This window comes from Methylocystis echinoides (assembly GCF_040687965.1).
In the GTDB taxonomy this organism is placed as follows: Bacteria; Pseudomonadota; Alphaproteobacteria; order Rhizobiales; family Beijerinckiaceae; genus Methylocystis; species Methylocystis echinoides_A.
This window is the reverse complement of sequence record NZ_CP156084.1, coordinates 2,008,326-2,030,673: the sequence shown is the minus strand read 5'-3', so window position 1 is coordinate 2,030,673 and position 22,348 is coordinate 2,008,326. Positions and strand designations below refer to the sequence as shown.

21 protein-coding genes and 1 tRNA gene are annotated in these 22,348 nt (G+C 62.8%); 12 read left to right on the top strand and 10 right to left on the bottom strand.

What is annotated here, in order from left to right; genetic code table 11:
- Positions 1-125 precede the first annotated feature (125 nt).
- The 3 genes from RVU70_RS09925 (at position 126) to RVU70_RS09915 (ending at position 2,969) form a co-directional block, all read left to right on the top strand.
- Positions 126-974 carry a UDP-2,3-diacylglucosamine diphosphatase gene (locus RVU70_RS09925; RefSeq protein ID WP_363345777.1) on the top strand — a complete coding sequence of 283 codons (849 nt, stop codon included), beginning with the start codon at positions 126-128 and terminating at the stop codon, positions 972-974.
- Positions 975-2,063, top strand: coding sequence for a glycosyltransferase family 1 protein (locus tag RVU70_RS09920; RefSeq protein ID WP_363345775.1), 1,089 nt, complete (start codon positions 975-977; stop codon positions 2,061-2,063).
- Between the two features lie 123 nt (positions 2,064-2,186).
- The gene (locus RVU70_RS09915; protein ID WP_363345773.1) at positions 2,187-2,969 is read left to right on the top strand and encodes a molybdopterin-synthase adenylyltransferase MoeB; all 783 of its coding nucleotides are present in this window, start codon (positions 2,187-2,189) and stop codon (positions 2,967-2,969) included.
- On the opposite strand, the gene RVU70_RS09910 is transcribed toward RVU70_RS09915, so the two are convergent.
- Positions 2,953-3,306 (bottom strand): RidA family protein, encoded by a 354-nt coding sequence (locus RVU70_RS09910; protein WP_363345771.1) that lies wholly within the window; start codon positions 3,304-3,306, stop codon positions 2,953-2,955. The genes RVU70_RS09915 and RVU70_RS09910 overlap by 17 nt on opposite strands.
- A 130-nt stretch (positions 3,307-3,436) precedes the next feature.
- Between RVU70_RS09910 and RVU70_RS09905 the strand changes: the two genes are divergently transcribed.
- The 4 genes from RVU70_RS09905 to RVU70_RS09890 all read left to right on the top strand — a co-directional run bounded on the left by RVU70_RS09905 (position 3,437) and on the right by RVU70_RS09890 (position 6,822).
- Positions 3,437-3,512: transfer RNA gene (locus RVU70_RS09905), tRNA-Phe, on the top strand.
- Between the two features lie 405 nt (positions 3,513-3,917).
- Positions 3,918-5,480 (top strand): arylsulfatase, encoded by a 1,563-nt coding sequence (locus RVU70_RS09900; protein WP_363345769.1) that lies wholly within the window; start codon positions 3,918-3,920, stop codon positions 5,478-5,480.
- A 111-nt stretch (positions 5,481-5,591) separates the two neighbouring features.
- Positions 5,592-5,990, top strand: coding sequence for a hypothetical protein (locus tag RVU70_RS09895; protein WP_363345767.1), 399 nt, complete (start codon positions 5,592-5,594; stop codon positions 5,988-5,990).
- Positions 5,991-6,429: 439 nt separating this feature from the next.
- Positions 6,430-6,822, top strand: a complete 393-nt coding sequence (locus tag RVU70_RS09890; RefSeq protein ID WP_363345765.1) for a hypothetical protein — start codon at positions 6,430-6,432, stop codon at positions 6,820-6,822.
- A 299-nt stretch (positions 6,823-7,121) separates the two neighbouring features.
- Here the strand turns inward: RVU70_RS09890 and RVU70_RS09885 are convergent, their stop codons facing one another.
- The 3 genes from RVU70_RS09885 to RVU70_RS09875 all read right to left on the bottom strand — a co-directional run bounded on the left by RVU70_RS09885 (position 7,122) and on the right by RVU70_RS09875 (position 10,467).
- Positions 7,122-8,219, bottom strand: a complete 1,098-nt coding sequence (locus RVU70_RS09885; RefSeq protein WP_363345763.1) for a 2Fe-2S iron-sulfur cluster binding domain-containing protein — start codon at positions 8,217-8,219, stop codon at positions 7,122-7,124.
- 55 nt (positions 8,220-8,274) lie between these two features.
- Positions 8,275-9,939, bottom strand: coding sequence for a hydroxylamine reductase (hcp, locus tag RVU70_RS09880; protein WP_363345761.1), 1,665 nt, complete (start codon positions 9,937-9,939; stop codon positions 8,275-8,277).
- A 105-nt stretch (positions 9,940-10,044) separates the two neighbouring features.
- A complete protein-coding gene (locus RVU70_RS09875) occupies positions 10,045-10,467 on the bottom strand; it encodes an Rrf2 family transcriptional regulator (RefSeq protein ID WP_363345759.1) in 423 nt (140 codons plus the stop codon).
- 239 nt (positions 10,468-10,706) lie between these two features.
- Here RVU70_RS09875 and RVU70_RS09870 point away from each other — a divergent pair, with 239 nt between their 5' ends.
- The gene (locus tag RVU70_RS09870) at positions 10,707-11,906 is read left to right on the top strand and encodes a PepSY-associated TM helix domain-containing protein (protein ID WP_363345757.1); all 1,200 of its coding nucleotides are present in this window, start codon (positions 10,707-10,709) and stop codon (positions 11,904-11,906) included.
- Between the two features lie 15 nt (positions 11,907-11,921).
- Here the strand turns inward: RVU70_RS09870 and RVU70_RS09865 are convergent, their stop codons facing one another.
- Positions 11,922-12,497 (bottom strand): hypothetical protein, encoded by a 576-nt coding sequence (locus RVU70_RS09865; protein ID WP_363345755.1) that lies wholly within the window; start codon positions 12,495-12,497, stop codon positions 11,922-11,924.
- 19 nt (positions 12,498-12,516) lie between these two features.
- The gene (locus tag RVU70_RS09860) at positions 12,517-12,873 is read right to left on the bottom strand and encodes a copper resistance CopC family protein (RefSeq protein WP_363345753.1); all 357 of its coding nucleotides are present in this window, start codon (positions 12,871-12,873) and stop codon (positions 12,517-12,519) included.
- 282 nt (positions 12,874-13,155) lie between these two features.
- On the opposite strand from RVU70_RS09860, the gene RVU70_RS09855 reads away from it, so the two are divergent.
- Both RVU70_RS09855 and RVU70_RS09850 read left to right on the top strand, forming a co-directional pair.
- The gene (locus RVU70_RS09855) at positions 13,156-14,286 is read left to right on the top strand and encodes a HupE/UreJ family protein (protein WP_363345751.1); all 1,131 of its coding nucleotides are present in this window, start codon (positions 13,156-13,158) and stop codon (positions 14,284-14,286) included.
- A 230-nt stretch (positions 14,287-14,516) separates the two neighbouring features.
- Complete coding sequence (locus tag RVU70_RS09850; RefSeq protein WP_363345749.1) at positions 14,517-14,786, top strand: hypothetical protein; 270 nt, start codon at positions 14,517-14,519, stop codon at positions 14,784-14,786.
- 77 nt (positions 14,787-14,863) lie between these two features.
- Here the strand turns inward: RVU70_RS09850 and RVU70_RS09845 are convergent, their stop codons facing one another.
- The 3 genes from RVU70_RS09845 to RVU70_RS09835 form a co-directional block, all read right to left on the bottom strand.
- Positions 14,864-15,262: a surface-adhesin E family protein gene (locus RVU70_RS09845; protein ID WP_363345747.1), complete on the bottom strand. Its 399-nt coding sequence runs from the start codon at positions 15,260-15,262 to the stop codon at positions 14,864-14,866.
- A 25-nt stretch (positions 15,263-15,287) separates the two neighbouring features.
- Positions 15,288-15,590: a DUF3011 domain-containing protein gene (locus RVU70_RS09840; protein WP_363351290.1), complete on the bottom strand. Its 303-nt coding sequence runs from the start codon at positions 15,588-15,590 to the stop codon at positions 15,288-15,290.
- Between the two features lie 165 nt (positions 15,591-15,755).
- On the bottom strand, positions 15,756-16,730 hold the full coding sequence (locus RVU70_RS09835) for an outer membrane beta-barrel protein (protein WP_363345745.1): 975 nt from the start codon (positions 16,728-16,730) through the stop codon (positions 15,756-15,758).
- A 347-nt stretch (positions 16,731-17,077) separates the two neighbouring features.
- Between RVU70_RS09835 and RVU70_RS09830 the strand changes: the two genes are divergently transcribed.
- Positions 17,078-18,415 (top strand): TolC family protein, encoded by a 1,338-nt coding sequence (locus RVU70_RS09830; protein ID WP_363345743.1) that lies wholly within the window; start codon positions 17,078-17,080, stop codon positions 18,413-18,415.
- Between the two features lie 34 nt (positions 18,416-18,449).
- Here RVU70_RS09830 and RVU70_RS09825 read toward each other — a convergent pair whose 3' ends face one another.
- Positions 18,450-20,420 (bottom strand): beta-galactosidase, encoded by a 1,971-nt coding sequence (locus RVU70_RS09825; RefSeq protein WP_363345741.1) that lies wholly within the window; start codon positions 20,418-20,420, stop codon positions 18,450-18,452.
- A 238-nt stretch (positions 20,421-20,658) separates the two neighbouring features.
- Between RVU70_RS09825 and RVU70_RS09820 the strand changes: the two genes are divergently transcribed.
- Positions 20,659-22,128 carry a pyruvate kinase gene (locus RVU70_RS09820; RefSeq protein ID WP_363345739.1) on the top strand — a complete coding sequence of 490 codons (1,470 nt, stop codon included), beginning with the start codon at positions 20,659-20,661 and terminating at the stop codon, positions 22,126-22,128.
- Positions 22,129-22,348: the final 220 nt, after the last annotated feature.

Sequence of the window (22,348 nt, the reverse complement as noted above, 5' to 3'; positions counted from 1 at the left end):
CGTTCGAAATATCGAACGCCGGGCCGTTGCGTCAATGCGGCCGCCGTTTCGCTGTCATCGGATTGTGACCTCGCTCTGTTGAAACGACGTCTGAACGTCACAACCGGCGGGAGGCGCAGGCGCTCATGGCCGAAGACAAAAATATGCATTTGCCGGGCGGGCCGGAGCCGGACCCCAGGCGCTACCGGACCCTCTTCCTCTCGGACTTGCATCTCGGCGCGAAGGCGGCGCAGGCGCATCTCCTCCTCGACTTTCTTCGGCATAATGACGCGGACACGATCTATCTCGTTGGGGACATCGTCGACGGCTGGAAACTGCGCAAGGGCTGGCACTGGCCGCAGGCCCACAACGACGTGGTGCAGAAGCTGCTTCGCAAGGCCCGCAAGGGCGCGCGCGTCATCTACGTGCCCGGCAATCATGACGAGTTCGCCCGCGACTACACGGGTCTCACCTTTGGCGGAATCGACGTCGTCGACCACGCCGTGCACGAGACGGCGGCGGGTAAGAAAATGCTCGTGATCCATGGCGACCAGTTCGACATCGTCGTGCGCAATGCGCGCTGGCTCGCCCATCTCGGCGACTGGGCCTATGACGTCGCCATCGCCGCCAACACATGGTTCAACCGCGCCCGCAGGCTCTTCGGCGTCGGCTACTGGTCGCTCTCCGCCTGGGCCAAATACAAGGTCAAGAACGCTGTCAATTTCATCGGCGACTATGAGAAGACGCTCGCAGCCGAAGCCGAGCGCCGCGGCGTCGACGGCGTCGTCTGCGGCCATATTCATCACGCGACGATCAAGACGATCGACGGAATCTTATACGTGAACACCGGCGACTTCGTCGAAAGCTGCACGGCGGTCGCCGAGCATGACGACGGCAGTTTCGAAGTGCTCGACTGGCGCATGACGGCGGCCGAGCGCGCAGCCTCCTCCATTGAGGTGAAAGCGCTGCCCGCGCCAAGAGCGGCGGCTGCGTAAATGCGCATACTGGTCGCGACTGACGCCTGGCGTCCGCAGGTCAATGGGGTCGTACGTTCGCTCGAATCGCTCGCCGAGGCGGCGGTCCCGCTCGGCGCCACGCTCGATTTCCTGACGCCGCAGGACTTCTGCTGCGTCCCCATGCCCACTTATCGCGAGATTTCCCTTGCGCTCGCTTCGCCCCGGGCCGTGCGCCGCCGTCTCGCCGCGGGCTACGACCATATCCACATCGCCACCGAAGGTCCCATCGGGCTGGCGACGCGCGCGGTCTGCCTGCGCGACGAACGGGTTTTCACGACATCCTTCCACACGCGCTTTCCCGAATATATCCATGCGCGTACGGGGCTGCCGGTGGACTGGTCCTATGCGGCGCTGCGCCGCTTCCATAATGCCGGCGCAGGCGTCATGGTCGCCACCCCGAGCCTCGCGCGGGAGCTCGACACGCGCGGCTTCCGCCGCCTGCTGCGCTGGTCCCGCGGCGTCGACCACGACGTCTTCACCCCCGCGGCCAAAGTCCCCGTCGATTTCCCCCGGCCGATTTTTCTCTACGCCGGCCGCGTCGCGGTCGAGAAGAACATCGAGGCCTTTCTCGCGCTCGATCTGCCGGGAACGAAGCTCGTGGCGGGGGACGGGCCGGCGCGGGCGGCGCTTCAGGCGCGCTTTCCGCAGGCGCGCTTTCTCGGCTTCAAGACGCCGGCGGAACTGGCCGGCCTTTACGCGGCCTCGGACGTCTTTGTCTTTCCCAGCCGCACGGACACCTTCGGCGTCGTCCTCATCGAGGCTCTGGCCTGCGGCCTTCCCGTCGCGGCCTTCCCCGTCATGGGGCCGCTCGACGTCATCGGATCGAGCGGCGCCGGCGTCTTGAGCGAGGACCTGCGCGCCGCGGCGCTCATGGCGCTCGACATGCCGCGCGCGGCGGCGCGCGCCCACGCCCTGACCTTCACCTGGGAGAATTGCGCGCGGCAATTTCTCGACAATATCGCCTATGCGCGCGGGGCGGCCTCGCTGGGCGGCGTCGGCGTGGCGGCGCTGAGGGAATCGGGGGAAAAGCGCCAGGCGGTGGACAAGGGCCAGGCCGTCCAGCCTTGATCGCCGGGGCTCTCCCGGCGCATCTCTCGGCTGGAGGCCGGGCGGCGGAGCGGCTATATGCTCCTTCGCGGCGAGCCGTTTGCGTCAGCTCGCGCTGAAACGCCGCCTGCGCCTGGAGCCCGTATGAGTCTCACGCCCGAGGAGATCGAACGCTACGCCCGCCATCTCGTGCTGCGCGAAATCGGCGGGCCGGGGCAGCAGAACCTCAAGAACGCGCGCGTGCTGGCGATCGGCGCCGGGGGGCTGGGCGCGCCGCTCCTGCAATATCTCGCCGCCGCCGGAACGGGCGTTCTCGGCATTGTCGACGATGACGCCGTTACGCTCTCCAATCTGCAACGCCAGGTGATTCACGACACGCCGGACGTCGGCCGGGCGAAGGTCGAAAGCGCTCGCGACGCCATCGCGCGACTCAACCCGCATGTTAGAGTCGAGCCCCATGCGCTGCGGCTCACAGAAGGAAACGCGCGTGCGCTGATTGCGGACTATGACGTCGTCGCGGACGGGTCGGATAATTTCGCCACGCGCTATCTCGTCTCCGACGCGTGTTTCTTCGAAAGAAAGCCGCTCGTGACCGCCGCCGTCGGCGGTTTCGACGCCTCACTTACGACCCTGCGGCCGTTCGAAACCGGGCCGGACGGCAAGCCTAATCCCACCTATCGCTGCCTCTTCCCCGAGCCCCCGCCGCCCGGAACCGTCCCGAGCTGCGAGGAGGCGGGCGTTCTGGGCGCGTTGACCGGGATCGTCGGCGCGATGATGGCGCTGGAAGTCATTCGCGAGATCGTGGGCTTCGGCGAGGCTCTCGTCGGCCGCCTGCTGCTGATCGACACGCTGGCGATGCGTTTCGAGACGCTGCGCTACGCCTATGATCCGGAGAATCCGCTGACTGGCGTCACTTCGCCGCGATGACGGCGATTTCGACCTTGTAGTCGGGGGCGACGAGCTTCGCCTCGACGGTGGCGCGGGCGGGCGGGTTCTGCTTGTCCACCCAGACGTCCCAGACGCCGTTCATCTCGGCGAAGGTCGAAATGTCGGAAAGATAGATGGTGGCGGACAGGATTTTCGACTTCTCGGTTCCCGCCTCGACGAGCAAGGCGTCGATGAGGCCGAGAATCTCGCGGGTCTGGTCGGCGACCGAGCCGCCCTTGGTCTGTTCCGCGACCTGCCCGGCCGTGTAAACGGCGTTGCCGCGCACGACCGCCTTGCTCATGCGCGGACCCGCGCCAATTCGCCTGATGTCGCTCATTTCGCCTCCACTCTACCCGGGGCGGTTTAGGGGAAGCGGCGCCGTCCCGCAAGGGCGTCGAAAAAGTGTGCGAACCCGCTGGACAAGTGGCCAAGCCCTTTCTATAAGCCCCTCCACGCGCCGAGCGCGGGCCCAGGTAGCTCAGTTGGTAGAGCATGCGACTGAAAATCGCAGTGTCGGTGGTTCGATTCCGCCCCTGGGCACCAGAAAACAACATAAACTCAATTAATTACGGCAGTGTCGACGGCGCCGAGATCTGCGGAAGTTTTCCGAATTAAAGGAAAACAGCGACGCAAGGCTCGAGATGTGAGGCGCTACATCGCGAAAAACGCGTCGCGTGCTCTTAGCGACGGCTTTGATATCTGGAAGCCGCCGGGTTGCGACACCAAGAGCGGTTGGCTGACGGCGGCCGCCCATGGCGCGGATTCCAAACCTGCATGTGATGTGCGCGTCGGTATTCGACCTGCGTTGCTTCTGGCGCCATTATTGTTCTCAATACAACTTGCATCTGGCGGCGGCGCTGTTGACTAGCCGAACGTGGTTCGGCGGGTCGGGCGAAGCAATTTTAAGTGCGGGGTATTGTCATGGCTGGGTTCAGGGTAGCCGTCGTTATGCTGGCCGCCATCACATCGGGCCTCGTCTCTTCTGCGCCGCGTGCGCAACAGCAGAGAGAGAGGAAGCCGCACATCGTCGTGATCTGGGGCGACGATATCGGGCAGTCGAACATCAGCGCCTACACCAACGGCTTGATGGGTTACCGCACGCCGAACATCGACTCCATCGCCAAGCAGGGCATGATCTTCACTGACTATTACGGCGAGCAAAGCTGCACCGCGGGCCGCGCCTCTTTTATCACTGGGCAGAGTGGCCTGCGCACCGGTTTGACAAAAGTCGGCTTGCCTGGCGCGGACCTCGGCTTGCGCAAGGAAGACCCGACCATCGCCGAGCTTCTCAAGACGCAGGGCTATGCAACGGGTCAGTTCGGCAAAAACCATCTGGGCGACAAGGACGAGTTTCTTCCAACAGCCCACGGCTTCGACGAATTCTATGGCAATCTGTACCACTTGAATGCCGAGGAAGAGCCGGAGCTTCCGGATTATCCAAAAGCGAACGATCCCGAGTTTCCGAACTTTCGCAAAGACTTCGGCCCGCGTGGCGTGATCCACAGCTTTGCGAGCCCCGATGGCAAGCAAAGGATCGAGGACACGGGCCCGCTGACCAAGAAGCGGATGGAGACCATTGACGACGACATCGCCGCGCGGGCGGCGGAATTTCTCGAAAAGCAGGTGAAGGCCGAGAAGCCGGTGTTTCTGTGGGTGAACTTCACTCACATGCATTTCCGCACCCATCCCAAGCCGGAGAGCGTCGGCCAATCAGGGCGCTGGATGGGGCCTTATGCAGATACGATGATCGATCACGACAAGAACGTCGGGACCATTCTGCAAAAGATAAAAGAGCTCGGGATAGAAGACGACACCATTGTTTTCTATTCCACCGACAACGGGCCACACATGAATTCCTGGCCGGATGCGGCAATGACGCCGTTCCGCAACGAGAAAAATTCCAACTGGGAAGGCGCTTATCGTGTGCCGGCCATGGTTCGCTGGCCGGGCAAAATCAAACCGGCTTCGGTTTCCAACGGCATCGTCTCGCATCTCGACTGGATGCCGACCCTTCTCGCAGCGGCAGGCGCGCCCGACGTCAAAGAGAAGCTCCTGAAGGGCTACAAGGTCGGAAAGACGAACTTCAAAGTCCATCTCGACGGCTACAATATGCTCCCGCTTCTGACCGGACAGGAGGAACGATCTCCTCGCAAGGAGTTCTTTTATTTCTCCGATGACGGCGATTTGACAGGGCTGCGGTTCGACAACTGGAAGTTCGTCTTCGCCGAACAAAGAGCGCCGGGCACGTTGAAAGTCTGGTCCGAACCTTTCACGACTCTTCGCGTGCCGCTGATCTTCAACCTTCGTCTCGATCCCTATGAGCGCGCCGACATCACGTCGAACACCTATTACGACTGGCTCTTGGACCACGCATTCATGTTGGTTCCGGCCCAGACCTATGTCGGCACATATCTGGCGTCGTTCAAGGACTACCCGCCGCGACAGAAGGCGGCTAGCTTCTCGATCGATCAGGTCATGGAGGTTCTAAAGAAACCCGCTGGTGGTAAGTGATCTCCGCAGTGGAGGGGGCTGTGAGGTTCCCTCAGCCCAACGCCCGTTGAAATCGTTGGCTGGATTAGGCGGGCCGAGGGCCCTAGTAAAATACATAGAGGCGCTCCTTACATGCTTTTCAAAATGGCTTCGTTCGTATTCTGGTCCGGTGTTTATAACGGAGCGCTTGCCTTTTCCTTGGTTTTCCCGCCGCTTTATCGTTCCATCGGCCTCAATGTCTGTTCGCCCGTCTGGGGCTGGCTGATTGCGGGATTTTTAGCTTACACGAGCGCCGTCCTGATTTTCGCCTCCCGCGATCTGGTTCGACGAGGACAGTTAGTCTACTGGGAATCGCTACTTCGCTATGTTGCGGCCGCCGTTCTTATCCCGGCGGGGCTGTTTGGCGACATCGGGTCGATTGCCACCTTGCTGGGTTTGGGCGACCTCGTTATCGGTGTGGTGTACGCGCTCGGTTTAACAAGAGAACTCGGTGTGACGCACAAGGCCCTGTTGTTTGACCGCCTCGGTTAAGCGGGCCGGCTTGAACGTCGCAGAAGTGGGCTTCCGGTTGACGGCTGTTGCTACACCGGCGTGGCTCTCATCGAAGGGCGTGCCGGTTTTCCGCGATGAACGTATCTTATTGACGCATATAAGGCGGTTTTCCAAAATCGAATGGACATAAGGTTTTGCTCTCGCCTAGACAACCCAGCATTTTTTCTCGCGCGCTTGTCATGACAGAGCGATAGCGACTCCTCGGCTTCTCGCGTGTCCTAAAATCACAGAGTCTCGCTGCTGCTTGGTGGCGCTTATCGTCCCGTCGCGCGAGCCAAGGACCGACTCTCCTTCGAAGCAGGGTCACTTGGGGGATGTGCGGCACATGCAGTGGGCATCCTGCAAGGCTGCCCTATCTAAAACGCCAGTATGACAAAATCTGGCGGCCCAGAAGCGCCGACCAACGAGGGAGGAACACATGATCCGCAGACTATCCCTTATCCTCGCTCTCGCAGGCGCACTGGCGCTTCCGGCGGCGGCGCTGGCTGGGCATGGCGGCGGACACGGCGGGGGCAGGGGCGGCGGCCACGGTGGCGGCCACGGCGGCGGCTGGGGTGGACACGGCGGGGGCTGGGGCGGCCACGGCGGCGGTTGGGGACGCCCGGGTTGGGGTGGTCACGGCGGCGGATGGGGCCGCCCAGGTTGGCATGGAGGCGGGTGGGGTCGTCCCGGCTGGCATGGAGGCGGGTGGGGCCGTCCCGGCTGGCATGGAGGCGGAAGATATTGGCACGGCCGCTGGTGGCCCTACGGCGTCGGCTCATGCTGGCGGTGGAACCCCTACTACGCGCGCTGGGTGTGGCGCTGCTATTAACAAAGCAAGCTCGAGCAATGAGCCGCGACTGGCGAGCGCGCCGGGCGTCTATCTTTTTGTCATTGAAAAAATGAGCGTCCGCGGAACAACGTAGGGCGAGGCGCGTTTTTCTGATGCAGCGTGACGCTGTCCCCGTAAAGGGGCGCGGGCGGGATCGCTCGGAGAGCCTCTTGCCCCTTCAGCGCCACGCTGGCGCGCGAAGTGATTGCCCAATCGTCGCGCGTGCCGGTGTCGCAGGACACGGGCGAAGATCGGCGGTCCATCGCCCTGAACAGGCGAGCGGGCCGCCTTTCTTTTATCTAGCCCACGATCACGCCCGGCCAAAGGTGGCGCCGCCCCGGCGGCTCGGTGGATTTTTCGACCGGCCCCTCCGCAGGACTGAACTTTTCGCTGAAGATTCGATCCTGGGCGATCCCGGCTGCGGCGGCGACGGAGTTGGTCGCCGCAATGAGCGCGGGCGGTCCGCACACATATAAATCGGGCCGAGGCCCTTCCTCCTTGAGGCTCTTGGCGAGCGCCTCGGACGGCGTGCCGGCGAAGCCCGACCACGCGACCTCCGGCTTCCAGACGCAGACCGTCGCCTGTAGCTGCGGAAGCCCGGCCCGAAGCGCCTCGATGGCGTCCAGCGCGAACAGCTCCTCGACGCGGTTGACGCCGAAGAACAAGCGGCATGGGTGCGGGTCTGCAAATTCCGCCATTTGCCGCAACATCGACAAAGCCGGGGCCAAGCCTGTCCCGCCCGCCACAAACCAGCGCGGCGCTAGGGCCGACTCGTCGAGCGTAAACTGGCCCTTCGGCCCATGAACGATCAATTCGGCGCCGGCGGTCGCCGTCTCCCGCAAATATCCCGAAAAGGCGCCGCCGGGCTGAATGCGGATCAGAAATTCAAGCAGGCCGTCCCAGTTGGGCGTGTTGGCGAGAGAATAGGAGCGCTTGATTGGCGCGCCGGGAACGGCGAGTTCAGCGTATTGGCCGGCGACGAATTGAGCGGCTTGGCCGAAGGTGGGGTCGTCGGAATATTGCAGCACGAGCCGCAGAGTCGTGGACCCTTGGGGCGCGATCTCGACAATGCGCGCGGTCCGCACCGGCTCCGGCGCCGAGCCGATGGCAGTTTGATCGAACGTCGCAGTCAACTGAAGATCGCTTCTGGCGCGGCTGCGGCACAAAAGAATGTCGCCCGCCGCCCGCTCCTTTTCACTGAGCGCGGCGCTGCTGCAGGACAGAAGTTCGGCGTCTCCCGAAACCTTCGTCACACGGCACACCCCGCAACCGCCCTCGCGGCAGGACGAGGGCGGATAGACGCTCGCGCGCTCCGCGGCTTCGAGGAGCGTCTGCGTCGCATCGGCCTCGAAGGCGATGGAGGCGCCGTCGCGGGTGAGAAGCTCAACTTTGAACATGGACATGTTCCGCATGAAGGACTGCGGACGTCCGTCGGGACGTCCGCGTTTTTTGTCAGGCCGCGCGTGCGAGCGCGGCGGCGATGTCGGCCTTCGCCTCGCCGATCGGCTGGATCCCGAACTTCTCGACGAGCACGTTGACGAGCGCGGGCGTGAGGAAGGCGGGAAGCGTCGGGCCGAGCCTCACATTGCGAACGCCAAGGGCGAGAAGCGTCAGCAGCACCGCGGCCGCTTTCTGCTCGAACCAGGAAACGATCAGCGACAGCGGCAGCTCGTTGACGCCGACGCCGAAGGCCTCGGCGAGCTTGGTGGCGACGACCAGCGCCGAATAGGCGTCGTTGCACTGCCCCATGTCGAGCAGGCGCGGCAACTCGCCGATCGTGCCGAAGTCATGTTTGTTGAAGCGGTATTTTCCGCAGCCGATCGTGAGGATGACCGTGTCGTCAGGCGCTTCATCGGCGAAGTCGGAGTAATAGTTGCGGCCGGGCGCGGCGCCGTCGCAACCGCCCACGAGGAAGAAGTGCCGGATTTGGCCGGCCTTGACGGCCTCGATGACCTTGTCGGCGACGCCGAGCACCGCCGTGCGGCCGAAGCCGATGGTGATCGTTTTCTCTTCCACGTCTTCTGGAAAGCCCGGCAGCGCGAGGGCGGCCTGAACCACTTGCGAGAAATCCCCCTCGGCGATGTGGCGAAGGCCCGCCCAGCCCACTGGCCCCGCGGTGAAAATGCGTCCGCGATAGCGCGCCTGCGGCTCGATCAGGCAATTCGACGTCATGACGATGGGACCGGGGAAGTCGGCGAATTCCTTTTGCTGGTCCTGCCAGGCGCCGCCGTAATTCCCGGCGAGATGCGGATAGGCCTTGAGTTTGGGATAGGCATGAGCCGGCAGCAGCTCGCCATGCGTATAGACGTTGATCCCCTTGTCCTTGGTGGCTTCGAGAATCTCGTGCAGGTCTTTGAGATCATGGCCGGAGACGAGGATCGCTTTGCCCTTCACGGGCGTGACGCGCACCTGCGTCGGCTGCGGCGTTCCGAAGGCGCCGGTGTTTGCGGCGTCGAGCGCCTCCATGGCGACGAAATTCGCCCGGCCTAGCGCCAGCGCCTCTTCGAGGAGCGGCTCGATGTCTTTCGGTTCACGAGCGAGAAGATCGAGCGCATGTTCGACCGCCGCGTAAATCTCCGGGCGCTCCTCGCCAAGCACACGCGCATGATGCGCATAGGCGCAGACGCCCTTAAGGCCGTAGAGAACCAGCGAACGCAGGCCAATGACGTCTTCGCCGACGATGGCCGCATCCTTGCGGATCGCCGCCTCCCCGGCTTGCGCCAAAAGGCCGTTCATGTCGCTCGCCGGAACGAAAACGGCGGCGCCCGGAAGATTTTCGGGAATCTTGGCCGCGGCGCGGGCGGCGCGCTCATAAAGCGCCCGGGCGCGATCGCGCAAGCGCGCCGCTTCCGCGATGAGCTGGACGAATCGCGCGGCGTTGAAGTTCACATTCGTCAGCGTGGTGAAAAAGGCGAAGAGAAGAAACCGGTCGCCCTCAGCGTCCGTCGCGCCGAGTGCGCGGGCGTGGTGAAGATATTGGCCAAGGCCCTCGCAAACATGGAGCAATACGTCCTGCAGATCGGCGGTCGCGGCGTCCTTCCCGCACATGCCTTTAGTCCCTGCGCAGCCCGCTCCTTCATCCGACCGGAAGGTCTGCTCGCATTGATAACAGAACATCGAATGCTCCCTTTGTTCGCCTATTTCGGTATTTAGGATGCGTATTTATCGGCGCGTAAGTCAACCCCCTGTTTGTCGCAGGGCGCAGGGCCCGGCGCGCCGCCTTCAGATGTCGAGCGGCGTCGGCGACTTAGATTTTTCCAGGCAATCGCTGAGCGTGAAGCGGTCCAATTCGCGCAAGAAGCCGTGCTGGGCGCGGGCGAGCATGGCCTTGAGCCGGCAGCGCGGCAAAAGCGCGCAGTCGCTGCCCGCGCCGAAACATTCGACGAGCGGCTGGTCGTCGAGCCTGCGGACGACGTCGCCGATGCGAATGTCGCGCGGATCGCGGGCAAGCCGGACGCCCCCCTGCGCGCCGCGGGTGGCGACGACGTAGCCGGCGGCGGCAAGCTCCTGGAGCACCTTCGCCATATGGTGGCGAGACACGTGGAAATGATCGGCGATCTGGGCGGCGCTCAGAACCTCGTCCTTCCGGTCGGCGAGCAAAATGAGCGCGCGCAGGCCGAAGTCGGTGAAACTCGTCAATTTCATAGCGTCACACTATCACGCCATTTCGGAATATAGAATACTTCTTTAAGCGGGTTGGCTAGGTCTCGCCGACGCAAAGCCGGGTTTCGGGCGACGGCGGCTCAGCGCGGCGATCGGAGCAGGAGAGAGTAGTCAGTAAGACGGCGCCCATGATAATGCATACGAGTTGTGAGACAGTTTCGAGCGCGTGAAGCGAGGCCATCGCAGGCGGCTAAACTGAGAACCAGCTGGGGATCGGCCCGATGATCGACCCAATCGGCGACATTGACGTCACCCGATTGACGCGCGCTGTGCGCTCGCAAAGTCTGGGACGCGACATAATTCTACACATTCATCGGACCATCGGTCTCTTCGCCGGCGCCGTCTTCGTCCTCATCGGCCTGAGCGGCGGTCTTCTGGCCTTCCGCGAGGACATCGACGAACAGTTGAACGCGCCTCTGATGCGCGTTGAGACGCCAACGCACATGGCTCGCCGGTCGCCGGACGACATCCTCGCAGCCGCCGTCGCGGCCATGCCGCCGGACGCGAAACTGGAGCGGCTGACAATGCCGCGCCATCCTGGGGCCGCGGCGACGGTCAGCTATCTGGCCGAAACGGACGATCTCGACAGCACTTTCTATGAGATGTTCGTCGATCCTTATACTGCGACGGTCAAGGGTCAGCGCGTGAGCCTTCATGGCGACGACGCCTTTTCCCAGCCTGTGATCAAAATTCTGATGGCGTTTCACTGGACGCTGCTGCTTGGCGTCAACAATGCCTACATCATCGGGGGCCTGGGGATCGTCCTTCTCCTCTCCGTCGTCCTCGGCGCTTGGCTCTGGCGGCCGCGCGGCGGCGACTGGCGGCTCGGATTGAAGGTCAAATGGGGCGCCAGTCGAGAGCGCATCGTCTACGATCTGCACAGAAGCGTCGGCATCTTCATGGCGGCCATCTTGCTGGTCATGCTGGCGACCGGCGCCGCCATGATCTTCAAGCCGGCGACGCGCGCCGCGGTAAGCTTTTTTTCCGTTGTGCGCGGCGAGCCCGATTTTGGAAAGTCCACGCCTGCGGCGGGCCAGACGCCGATTGGCGTCGGCGAGGCGATCGCCTCGGCCGACGCGATCTTTCCCGACGGCAGGGTTCTTTGGGTTCTTCTTCCGAGCGCCCCGAACGGCGTCTATGTCATCGGCAAACAGGCTTTGGATGAGCCGAGCCGATCAAGAACGTTCCGCAACGTCGGGGTCGATCAATATAGCGGCCGCGTGCTGCACGTGCAGGATCGCAACAGCTTTACGGCTGGCGAAACGTTTCTGGAGTGGCTGTACCCCTTGCACAGCGGCGAGGCCTTCGGCGATCTTGGCCGCCCCTTTACCCTGCTGATCGGGGTGACGCCGCTCATCCTTTACATAACGGGCTTGATGCGGTGGCGTGGCAAGCGCCGGGCGCGCCGACGGGGGCTCTGAAAAGGCACGACGCCCTCACTGCCCCGCGGCGATGGGCATTTCGATCGTGTCTTCCTTGTTCTTCGCCTCGCCGAAGGCGAGCTTGAGAACATATTTCCCCTTGTGAGCGACTGTCGCGTCGAGAGTGAGCATGCCGCTGCCGTGAATCTTGGACGGCAGGGCGGCGAGTTCCTTCAGCGTCCCATCGGCTTGATAAGCGTGGAACGACAGCGCAACAGGCTCGCTCCGCGCGTCCTTTTCCATAAGCGTGATTGCGAAAATGATTTTTCCGGTCCCCGGAACCCGGTCACAATATTCGTCATATTTGCTCATGTCGTCGGTCGCGCCGCCCGCGCTCTCGGAAGAGTCGGGCAAGAAATAGGTGGTGAGATGCGCCGAGTAAAAGTCGCTGACGCCGAGACATTCCGAGATCGTGCGATCGCCGGCCTTGACGGCCGGTTGAAGCACATGCGCTTTCCAAAAGTCGCTGGCGTATTGCGTGAGCGCCGGGCCCCATAACTGGTATGTGAAGGCAACCCCGTTGAAACCGACGAGAAGCACAGCGCACGCTGCGAGCAACAAATTCAGGCGAGCGTTCGGACTCACGCGCATTTCCTTCTTGCAGTTCCGCTCAGGGAGTAATTTCGAAGTCCCATGAGCCGCTGACAATGTGACCGTCGGCGGAGAGCGCGCGGTAGCGCGCGGTATATTTGCCGGGCGTCAACTGATTGACGCCGACCGACACATGGCTCGGATCAGAGCCGTCGATCGCGGCGTCGCGCTTGTCGACCCTTTCACCGGAGGCGCTGACGACGGCGAGCGCGACAAAGGCGTCCCGAATGCCGGCGTCGTACCAGACTTCGACTTTCGCGATCGCGCCGGCGGCGGCGCCGCCCTGCGCGGGAGAGGTGCGGACCACGATCGCATGCGCCAGCGCCCCCGTCGCCCACGAGGCGGCGAGCAACAACGGCAGACAGAAGCCGGTCATTATGCGCGCACCCAAACGTATAAATCGGGGCGCTTTCGGCGCGGCGCCGCTGATAATGGCGTGAGACATGGCGTTCGACTCTCCGCGAAGATGTCTCGCAATTTGCCGGATTTCCGCCTTTGCTCCAATAGTTTCTAGGGCCGCGAAGACCCCCGGCGCGCTTGGAAGATCTGGCAGTTGAAACGCCACGCGACGCGACCTTGTCTTTCCAGAACCGGTATGCAGTATTAACGATCAATGCATACGCTGCGCGATCGCGTCGCGTCAAGGGAGGCGCTGCAAATGGCGCGATGGTGGATCTTCGTGGCCGCACTCACCGCGCTTGCCGCTTTCAGCGCAGGGACGGCGCGCGCGCACACCGCCGATATTTCCAGCAGCCGCATCGTGCCCGAAGGCGATGGTCGCTATCGCGTGGACGTCGGATTTCTCGGAGCCGATATCGAACGCATGTTCGCCGCAAACAAATCGTCCCTCGGCGACGTCGACCTCACCGAGCCCGGCGTGATCGAGGCGATGATCGGCAAATTCATCCAGCAGCGCGTCGATCTGCAAAATGCGGAAGGCCGGATCTGCCCGAGCACGGTGGTTTCGGTGGGCGAAGACCCCACCAACCCCTACGACCAGAAGGCGGTCTTGCGCATGGATTGCAGCGGCGTCGCCGGACAGATTTTCTATAATCCCTTCGCGCTGCTGACGGCGCAAGGCCCGCGCGCCAAACACCTGGTCAGCATCGGCGAGAAGGACGACGAGGGACAGCTCACCGAGGCGCAGAAGATGGGCCGGGAGCCCGCGCCCGGCCAGGTCATGATCTATCCCGGCGATCAGATGATCGATCTTTCCAAGCCGCTGCTGACCCCCTGGCAGCTCGCGCCGAAGTTCTTCGCCGCCGGCATCGAGCATATTGTCACCGGCTACGACCATATCTGCTTTCTGATCGCCGTGGTGCTATGGGCGTCGCGCGCCTGGCCGGTCGTGAAAATCGTCACGGCCTTTACAATCTCGCATTCCATCACGCTGTCGCTGGCGGCGCTGCAAGTCGTCGACCTTCCGAGCCGATGGACTGAAATCGCCATCGCCCTCTCCATCATCTACGTCGCGATCGAAAATTTTTTCACGCGCAAGGTCGACGGGCGCTGGCGCGACACGTTCTTTTTCGGCTTCGTGCACGGTTTCGGCTTCGCAAGCGGCCTGATCGAAATGGGCGTCCCGCAGCGCGCGATCGTGCCGGCTCTGGCGAGTTTCAACATCGGCGTCGAAGTCGGCCAGATCGGCGTCGTGCTGGTCGTGGTTCCGCTTCTCGTTCTGATCGACAAGAGCTTCTTCAATGGCGAGCGCAACCTGCGCCTGGTGCAAATCTGTTCCGCGGCTGTCGCCTGCGCGGGCGTTTATTGGCTGTTCTTCCCAATGGCGTGACGCTGGGGGGAGAGGCTTCTCGCAAGACGCCGACGGGCGTTGGAGGGCTTTGAGCGTTGATCTTCTCCTCGAAATCCGAGGCTAAGATTGTCACGTCGACGGTGTAGCCTCCGAGCGCGCCCCGACAAGCCCCAGCGCGCGGATCTGCGCTTCCTGTCGACGCCGTTGTCGCCAGCGTGGCCAAATCGCCGCATCGCTCCAAATAGAGCGAAGGCACCGGAGCCTCTCCAATGACCGATGGCATTCACTTCACTGGCGCATACCAACCTGCGCCGTTACCGAACCTGATCCCCGGGAGCTGGTATATCGGGTTCGCCTGCAAGCGCTGCCGCCAGCATTTCGCGATTCTGAACGCGCTGACGGCCGCCGGCACGCTCGACCTTACGGGACCCGCGTCCTTCACGGCCACCTGCCCGGCCTGCAATCACAGCAGCGACTATCAGGCGAGCGACCTTGTTCAGTTCCAGGCCGCTCAGGGGGGCTCGTCATCGACGGCGTGAGCGCGCGCTCAGTCAATGAAGCCTTCGCGGCAACGGGCGCTTGGTCCCCTCCTTGGCGACCTCAGAAGCCCACTGCGTCATTTCGTCGATTTTCCGCACAGAAGAGCTTTCAATTTACCGTAATAGGATCCAGGCATTTCGTCCGGGAGCAGGACGTCGTTCTCCACGACCTCGATCGGCTGGCCCTTGCCCATGGGTTCGGGGTAGTTCACGATCATTTTAACCGTCGTCGCGTCCTTCGCGCAGTCGAGCGCGTGTTTGACCGTATAGGACAAGACTTTTCCGTCTGGTTTTCGGGAGTTGAAAAGCAGCCAGAACGTAATTGCGCCCTGCTTGTTCTCGTAATTGTTTTGGTCGAAATAAATTTCGTCGTCTGCGGCGCTCCCGGACAGTTTCCAATCGGGGTCCTTCGCGTAAGCCAAGCTGGATGACAGAAAGAAAACGCCAGCAACAATCAGCATCTTTCTCATCGCCATTTTCCTTTCTGACCAGCTTGCGGCCTCACTGGCCAAATTTTGGCACGAACCGGCGCCACCAAGTTCGAGTCGCGGGATCCTTGTAAGCGAAAACCGCACGACAGCCCATATCGACCCACACGCCGTCCGCATCGACGCCCCAAGTGTCTCCCCGCTTGCAGCCGCCCTCGCGATCGAGCTTCAATTTGACTTTCATCTTATGTGCGTCTCGCAGCGCACAACGCGTGAATTCGCCGTCGATCGAGTTGCAGGAAAACTCTCCCGCCTCGCAGCGCTGAGCGGAGAATAAAAAAGCCAACCCAAGGATGGATACGACGAGCGGTCTCATACAAACGCTCACATTCGACAATTGTGGCGCGGTTGAAAGCCTCGATTTCGTCCGCGTCGCAGACGCCGCGCTCAAACAACTGGCGCCAGAGTCAAAACAAAAGAAGCCCGGCGTTTGCCGAGCTTCTTCCACGCGATTGATGCCGACGAGGCTGGATGTCGGTTATCAATACTTCGCGACGACCGGAGCGGGAGCGCCCCAGTTGAAGTGATAGTTCACGCCGGCGCGAACGATATTGCCGTTGATGCGGGCGCGAACCTGGCCGCCGAAGATCGCCGAGTCGGCGGGAACGGCGAAGCCGAGAGCCTGCAGCGTGCTGTCGGTCGAGCCCAGCGCGAAGTTCTGGCGCACGGTGCCGAGGTCATAATACAGATACTCGACCTTGGCGGACCAGTTCGGCCAGAACATCCACTCGAGACCGCCGCCGGCCGTCCAGCCGACCTGCGTATTGGAGAAGTTCACGCCGCCGAAGCTCGGGCCCATGAACAGGCCGGTGATGCCGCCCGGAACGACCGACGACGCATAGTTCAGCGTCACGCCGCCGTAAGCGAGACCGCCCGTGCCGTAGACCAGCAGGGTGGGCGTGAACAGCCAGCCGAGGCGGCCGCGCACCGTGCCCAGATAGTCGAGGCTGCCGCGCACCGAGTGAATGCCCGCGAAGCTGTCGCCGAGGGCCGTGCCGACCACGCCAGGAACCGCGGCGCCGGTCGCGAAGGTGCGCGAGGCGTTGGTGCCGGCGATGCCCTGGATGTCAGCCTCGAGGCCCACAACGAAGCTGTTGTAGAACTGCCAGTTGTAGCCGATCTGGCCGCCGCCGATGAAGCCGCCGTTGTTGCCGGAGTTGAAGCCGGAGCCGGAAGCCGCCAGGGTGAAGGCGCCGAGATAGTTGGCCTGCTCGAGGTTCAGGATGCCGGGCGACCAGAACGGACCGGCGCCGACCGGGCCGACGGCCACGACCTGCTGGTTGCTGTTGGCCCAGGTGCCGCCAGCGTTCAGACCGACGTAGAAGCCGGTCCACATGGGCGGCGGCGGGGGCGGCGGCGGCAGAACCGGCGGGCCCTTGCGGGAGGGGAGGTCTGCGGCAAGCGCGGAGCCGGCGCTCAAGGCCAGCGCGGCGAGCGAAAGAGCGATCTTTTTCATTCAAGCCTCTTTGAACAATTTTTTGTTGGAATCGCGCCCAAGCGCACGCCCCCAACTTCTTGGCCAGGCCTGGCCGGAGAAACGATTCTTCCCCTGCTCAGCCATGGCCCTATCGATCAGTACGGCGTTCGCACAGTCAACGAAATCTGCTGAACAGGCATAAGCTTAGCCGATATTTGCGAGCTTCGTGTTGCGCAAAGGATACAAAATGCGCCCCCAAATGGAGCGCGCGCGTCGGCAAGCAAGCTTGATCATAGCAATTCCTTAACCATGGACGCCTATAGATTTCTGCGCTTCAGACGCTCAACTGCCTAGCGGGCGCTCAGGGACTAGAAGTGCGGTAGATAATGCGCGTTGCCCGCAGCTCTCTTCAGATCCGGTGCTGCCTCGCGGTTATCGTCGCCCTGACAAATCCATGGTCGCGGGCGAAGGCGCAGTCGCTGAACGACGCGGGGACCTGGGCGCTTCGCGCCAGCCTGTCCCTTCAAGGCGACGACGAGCGGCAGAACGCCGTCAGAGCAAAGCTCCGCGGGGCCTATGAAGCCTTTCTGCCGCGCGTCACCTGGGAGCACGATCTGATCCTCGGCGGCAAGATCGATTATCTGCCGGACTATTCGTCGATCACCAATTCCTACTATGGCGGCATCGACACGATGGCGCGGCGGGATCCCAATGTTTACGGCCTCCAGCTCTCGTTTCCGATCCTCGACGGGCTGAAGCGCTTCAACGATCTGCAGGCTGCGAAGAGCGCCTTGCGCGAAGGCGTATATCTCAACATCGACAAGCGACAGCAGGTCCTTCTCGACACGGCCAACGCCTATCTCGCCGTTCTGAGAGACCGCAAGACCGTCGCGCTCCGTCGAGAGCTCGTGAACGACCTCACGGCGATTTCGAAGCGTGTCGGCGTGCAATACGCCGTGCGCGATGCGACGCGCGCTGATTTCGCGCTTGCGGAATCGCGGGTCCAGGCCGGCCTTGTCGCGCTCGAAGGCGCGAGAGCGGCGCTTTCGGCCTCGGAGATAGAGCTGCAGCGCTTGACGCAAGCGAATATCGCGAGCCTCGAGCGACCTCTGATTCCCAGCGGCGCCCTTCCCGACACGGCGGATGCCCTGCGCCAGGCGACGCTCGCCCAAAGCCCGAAGATACGCGCGGCCCAACTCGGCGCAGAAGCGGCGGAGTATCTCGCCAAGACCGCTTACGCGCCGCTGCTGCCGCAGCTCAATCTCATTGCCTCGCGCACCGACCAAACCAATCTTTCGCAAATCCAAAACCGAATCCGCGACACGTCCGTCAGACTTCAACTCTTGATCCCGATCTATGAACCGGGCGCCTTCTCCGGCGTCAGCGCAGCAAAGGCTCTCGCCACGAGAAAGCGCTTCGAAAGTCTCGATCTCGAGCGTCAGCTCGTCGCGGCCAATCAGGCCCTGTTTCAAGCGCGCCGAGCAACGACCGCCCAAATCGCGCAGGCGCGGCAACGCGCGTCCGAAATCAAGCGCGTCGTCGACGGCTACAAGGTCGAACGGGACGCAGGACTGCGCACAGTCATCGACGTGCTCAACGTACAGGCGGAATGGACGGAGGCGCGCGTCGCCCAGGTCAATCTCGAATATGAGCGAGACCGTTTGACCTACACGCTTGCTGCGACGCTCGGTCGTCTCGATACAGGAGAGAGGCCGCCGCCGTAAGGGGGCGGCAGGACGCCCCAGCGTCGCGCGACCTTTACGTTATCGCATTGGGAAGCCGGCAGATCGCTACCCCGCAGGGCTCCAGAACGACGTCTCCCAAAAGGAGGTCCCGACCTTGCAACAGTGACCCGATATCCACCGCTTCGGGTCCATAATTGAAGATGTGGCGCAAGGGTCCGTTATCCCGGACGCGAATATCGGGATGCGAAAGCGCCCCGTCCACCGACGCGCAGTCGAGACAGCGCCGCAAGACCTCATCGAGCAAAGCCGCGTCCGGCCAGCCCGCGAGATAAAAACGGTTTCCGCGTCTCGCCAGAACCGCTCGTCCATCGACCCCGCGCAGCTCAACGCTGGCCTCGTTCCCGAGGACGAGCGCCTCCGACCAGCGGATGAGCGCGCCCGCCCCGTTCTCGACGGCGACAAACGCGCCGGGACGCAAGCTTTCCACGCGCTCGACCGTGACGTCGACAAGTTGTCCAAACGCTCCTGGCGGAAGGTTCCCGGGGATCTGGAAATCGACCGTCTTGGAGCCCGACCGCGGACCGACAAGACAGACGGCGTCAGATCGCTGCAAGGCGCGCACAAGCGCGTCGTCTGCACAAAAAAGCCCCGGGGCCAACACGAATTTGCGATCTGCGACCGCGTCCGCGCAAGGCGGAACCACGTCGAGGGAAAGCCCGGCCCTCCGCAGCCCGCGGTAAAAGGCGAACACCAGCTCCGAGTAAGAAAAGTCCTGCCCTTGCGGCTCGATATCCCAGGCCCAGGCGCTCTCGTAATCGAATATGAGGGCGACATCCGCGCGGGGCGTTTGCAGGATCAATCCTAACTTTCGGATCTCTTCCGCGACGCGTTTGACTTCTGCGAAGGCCGGCGCCGGGGCGCTGTTCGGCAACAATAGCCCCTCGTGCATTTGTTCCTGGGCGAAAGGCGCCTGCCGCCAACGGAAATAGCTGACCACCTCCGCGCCCGCCGCAAAGGCCTCGTGTGACCAGAGCCGGACCGCGCCTTCCGCCGGCGCGGGATTCCACGGAGCCCAGTTCACAGCGCCCGGCTGCTGTTCCATGACCCAAAAGCGGCCGCATCCACAACCACGATAGAGATCATGATGGAACGCCTGGTAATCCGGATCGCCGACGCGCATGTAGCGCAGCTTGAAATCCTCATCGTTGAGGCTGCGTTCCAGGAAGCCGAGAGGATAACTGTCCCAGGCCGCCGCATCGAGATCTCGGGCGACCTTGTAGTGATCGAAGGCGGTGAAGGAGCCCATGAAATTATGTAAAACCAGACGTCCCGGCGAATATTTTCGAACGATCTCGACTTGCCGTTTGTTGAACGCCGCCACCTGATCCGACGAGAAGCGTTGGAAATCCATGCGATGCGCCGGGTTCGCGTCGGTCACCGTCAGATTCGGCAGGTCGACGTCATCGAAGCTCGAGAGCTCCATCGACCAGAACACATTTCCCCACGCCTGATTGAGCGCCTCGATCGTTTGGTGCTTGCGTCGACACCACTTACGGAAGGCGGCGCGCGCCGCCGCCGAATAGCTTTCGACGGTATCGTGGCAGCCGAACTCATTGTCGATCTGCCAGGCGACGATCGCCGAATGTCGGCCGAATTTTTCGCCAAGAGCGGTCACGATGCGGGCGCATGATTCCAAATAGCCCGCGTGACTGAAACAATAATGGCGTCGCGAACCGAATTTTCGCGGTCTACCGTCGCGATCGACGGCGAGCATGTCCGGCATTTTCTCGACGAGCCATCGAGGCGGGGTCGCCGTGGGCGTGCCCAACGCCACTTTCAGGCCCGCTTCTTCAAGAACTTCGATGGCGCGTTCCAGCCAGCCGAAGTCATAGGCTCCTTCGCTCGGCTCGAGACGCGTCCAGGCGAACTCGCCGATCCTCACGATATCGATCCCAAGATCCTTCATCCTGCGCGCATCGGCGCGCCAATAGGTTTCAGGCCAGTGCTCAGGATAATAACAGACGCCGAGTCGGGGATGTGTCATATTGCCTAGTCAAGCGAGCTGCGTGCGGGCGTCGAGTCCTGGTTGAAAAGCATTCATTGGTCGACGCCGCCGTTTCGGGCGCGGCAACTAGATGCGCCTCATGAAATGTCGATGACACCGCGCGCCAGCGGGACGAAGAGAGACCGGGCTCGAGCGATCAACCTTCTGCAACCGGTAACGAAACCGTCGTACAAATGCAATTGATGGCTCCTGTGACGAAAGAACAAGATCGAGCTCGATGACGCCCTTATGCGATGAGTCCGCGGCGGATCTGCGCCGGCTGCGAGATGAGGTGGCGGCTTTGCGCCAGGACGTCGCGCGCGGAGCGACGACGCGGTTGGCGCAATGGAGCCAAACCGCGTCGCCATGCGACCGGCTGGAGAATTTGGCGCATTATCTCGCCTTGCGCAGCCATGATCTCGGCGAGCTGCAGGTGCGGCTCTCTGCCTATGGCCTTTCATCGCTCGGCCGCAGCGAAGCGGATGTGTTGCTCGCCCTGGATGCGTTGCTGACGACATTGCGGCGCCTCAGCGGCGAGGACGGCGCCTACCCCCCGGCCGCCGCGCGGCGCATGGGCGAAGACGCGCTCAGCCGCGCTTGCGCGGCGGTCTTTGGAGAGGCGGGCGATCGGCGCCGCACGCGCATCATGGCCACCTTGCCGCGCGAGGCCGCGAAGGATCGCCATCTCGTTGAAAGTCTGCTGCAAGCGGGGATGGATTGCGCCAGAATCAACTGCGCCCACGACGATGAGCCGGCATGGGAGCGGATGATCGAAAATGTGCGCACAGCCTCACAACGTCTTGCCCGCCCCTGCCGGATTTTGATGGACATTGCTGGGCCGAAGCTGCGGGTCGCGCAGGTGCGGGCGCCCGAAAAATACCGCTTGCGCCCGGGCGAGCGGCTCCGCCTGGTCCGACGCATCGAAAGCGGCCGCGGCCCTGTTTCATTCTCCATCAACATGCCGGAAGTCATTTCGCAGCTCAGGCCCGGCTCGGAAATCGCGTTCGACGACGGAAAGGCGGTCGGCCAGGTCATTGCCGTCGAGGGCGCCGATGGCGTCGAACTCGAGATTGTCGCCGCCAGGGCGAAAGGTCTCAGACTGAAACAGGACAAGGGAGTAAACTTCCCCGCCACCGATTTGAACCTTGGGCCGCTGACGGCGAAGGACGTCGCCGATCTGCCATTCGTGGCGCGTCATGCAGATCTCGTCGGCTTGTCTTTTGTTCAGCGGCCGGAAGAAGTGAAGCTGTTCCAGATGCAGCTTGCTGCGCGCCGTGGCGAAGAACCGCCGCAAGCGCTCGTGCTGAAGATCGAGACGCCGCTTGCTGTGCGCAATCTTCCACAGCTCATCGCCCAAGCCGCGGCGACCCACCCGACCGCCGTGATGATCGCGCGGGGGGATCTGGCCGTTGAAGTCGGCTTCGCGCGTCTTTCCGAGATGCAGGAAGAGATCGTCTGGCTGTGCGAAGCGGCGCACGTTCCCGTAATTTGGGCCACTCAGGTTCTCGATCAGCTGGTGCACGAAGGCGTGACGAGCCGCGCCGAGACAACCGACGCCGCCATGTCGCAGCAGGCCGATTGCGTCATGCTCAACAAGGGCGACTACCTGCCCGAGGGCGTCCGCTTTCTTCGCGGGATCCTCGACCGCATGGAACGCCATCATACGAAGAAGTTTCCTTGGCTCGCGAGGCTCCGCGCCTGGTCCTGAAGGCGCGTCGCTCGATTCGCGCCTCGCCTCCGCAGAAGAGAGCGGCGTCATCAAACTGTCATCCTGACCATTTTCAGTAGACCGGTCTATGCCTCGCAGGCCTGCAGAGAGAGACGGCGCAACGCCGTGATCGATTTTCGGGATCGACGGCTTTGAGGCCTTGTCCGCCTTTTGAGGCCCTTTGAACGCGCCATATCCCCTGCCTCTGGTCTCCGGCGCT

Excerpts from the sequence above, each read along its gene's own strand:
- RVU70_RS09925 (WP_363345777.1), top strand. The coding sequence starts at position 126 with ATGGCCGAAGACAAAAATATGCATTTGCCGGGCGGGCCGGAGCCGGAC.
- RVU70_RS09920 (WP_363345775.1), top strand. The coding sequence starts at position 975 with ATGCGCATACTGGTCGCGACTGACGCCTGGCGTCCGCAGGTCAATGGG.
- RVU70_RS09915 (WP_363345773.1), top strand. The coding sequence starts at position 2,187 with ATGAGTCTCACGCCCGAGGAGATCGAACGCTACGCCCGCCATCTCGTG.
- RVU70_RS09910 (WP_363345771.1), bottom strand. The coding sequence starts at position 3,306 with ATGAGCGACATCAGGCGAATTGGCGCGGGTCCGCGCATGAGCAAGGCG.
- RVU70_RS09900 (WP_363345769.1), top strand. The coding sequence starts at position 3,918 with ATGCTGGCCGCCATCACATCGGGCCTCGTCTCTTCTGCGCCGCGTGCG.
- RVU70_RS09895 (WP_363345767.1), top strand. The coding sequence starts at position 5,592 with ATGCTTTTCAAAATGGCTTCGTTCGTATTCTGGTCCGGTGTTTATAAC.
- RVU70_RS09890 (WP_363345765.1), top strand. The coding sequence starts at position 6,430 with ATGATCCGCAGACTATCCCTTATCCTCGCTCTCGCAGGCGCACTGGCG.
- RVU70_RS09885 (WP_363345763.1), bottom strand. The coding sequence starts at position 8,219 with ATGTTCAAAGTTGAGCTTCTCACCCGCGACGGCGCCTCCATCGCCTTC.
- hcp (WP_363345761.1), bottom strand. The coding sequence starts at position 9,939 with ATGTTCTGTTATCAATGCGAGCAGACCTTCCGGTCGGATGAAGGAGCG.
- RVU70_RS09875 (WP_363345759.1), bottom strand. The coding sequence starts at position 10,467 with ATGAAATTGACGAGTTTCACCGACTTCGGCCTGCGCGCGCTCATTTTG.
- RVU70_RS09870 (WP_363345757.1), top strand. The coding sequence starts at position 10,707 with ATGATCGACCCAATCGGCGACATTGACGTCACCCGATTGACGCGCGCT.
- RVU70_RS09865 (WP_363345755.1), bottom strand. The coding sequence starts at position 12,497 with ATGCGCGTGAGTCCGAACGCTCGCCTGAATTTGTTGCTCGCAGCGTGC.
- RVU70_RS09860 (WP_363345753.1), bottom strand. The coding sequence starts at position 12,873 with ATGACCGGCTTCTGTCTGCCGTTGTTGCTCGCCGCCTCGTGGGCGACG.
- RVU70_RS09855 (WP_363345751.1), top strand. The coding sequence starts at position 13,156 with ATGGCGCGATGGTGGATCTTCGTGGCCGCACTCACCGCGCTTGCCGCT.
- RVU70_RS09850 (WP_363345749.1), top strand. The coding sequence starts at position 14,517 with ATGACCGATGGCATTCACTTCACTGGCGCATACCAACCTGCGCCGTTA.
- RVU70_RS09845 (WP_363345747.1), bottom strand. The coding sequence starts at position 15,262 with ATGGCGATGAGAAAGATGCTGATTGTTGCTGGCGTTTTCTTTCTGTCA.
- RVU70_RS09840 (WP_363351290.1), bottom strand. The coding sequence starts at position 15,590 with ATGAGACCGCTCGTCGTATCCATCCTTGGGTTGGCTTTTTTATTCTCC.
- RVU70_RS09835 (WP_363345745.1), bottom strand. The coding sequence starts at position 16,730 with ATGAAAAAGATCGCTCTTTCGCTCGCCGCGCTGGCCTTGAGCGCCGGC.
- RVU70_RS09830 (WP_363345743.1), top strand. The coding sequence starts at position 17,078 with ATGCGCGTTGCCCGCAGCTCTCTTCAGATCCGGTGCTGCCTCGCGGTT.
- RVU70_RS09825 (WP_363345741.1), bottom strand. The coding sequence starts at position 20,420 with ATGACACATCCCCGACTCGGCGTCTGTTATTATCCTGAGCACTGGCCT.
- RVU70_RS09820 (WP_363345739.1), top strand. The coding sequence starts at position 20,659 with ATGACGCCCTTATGCGATGAGTCCGCGGCGGATCTGCGCCGGCTGCGA.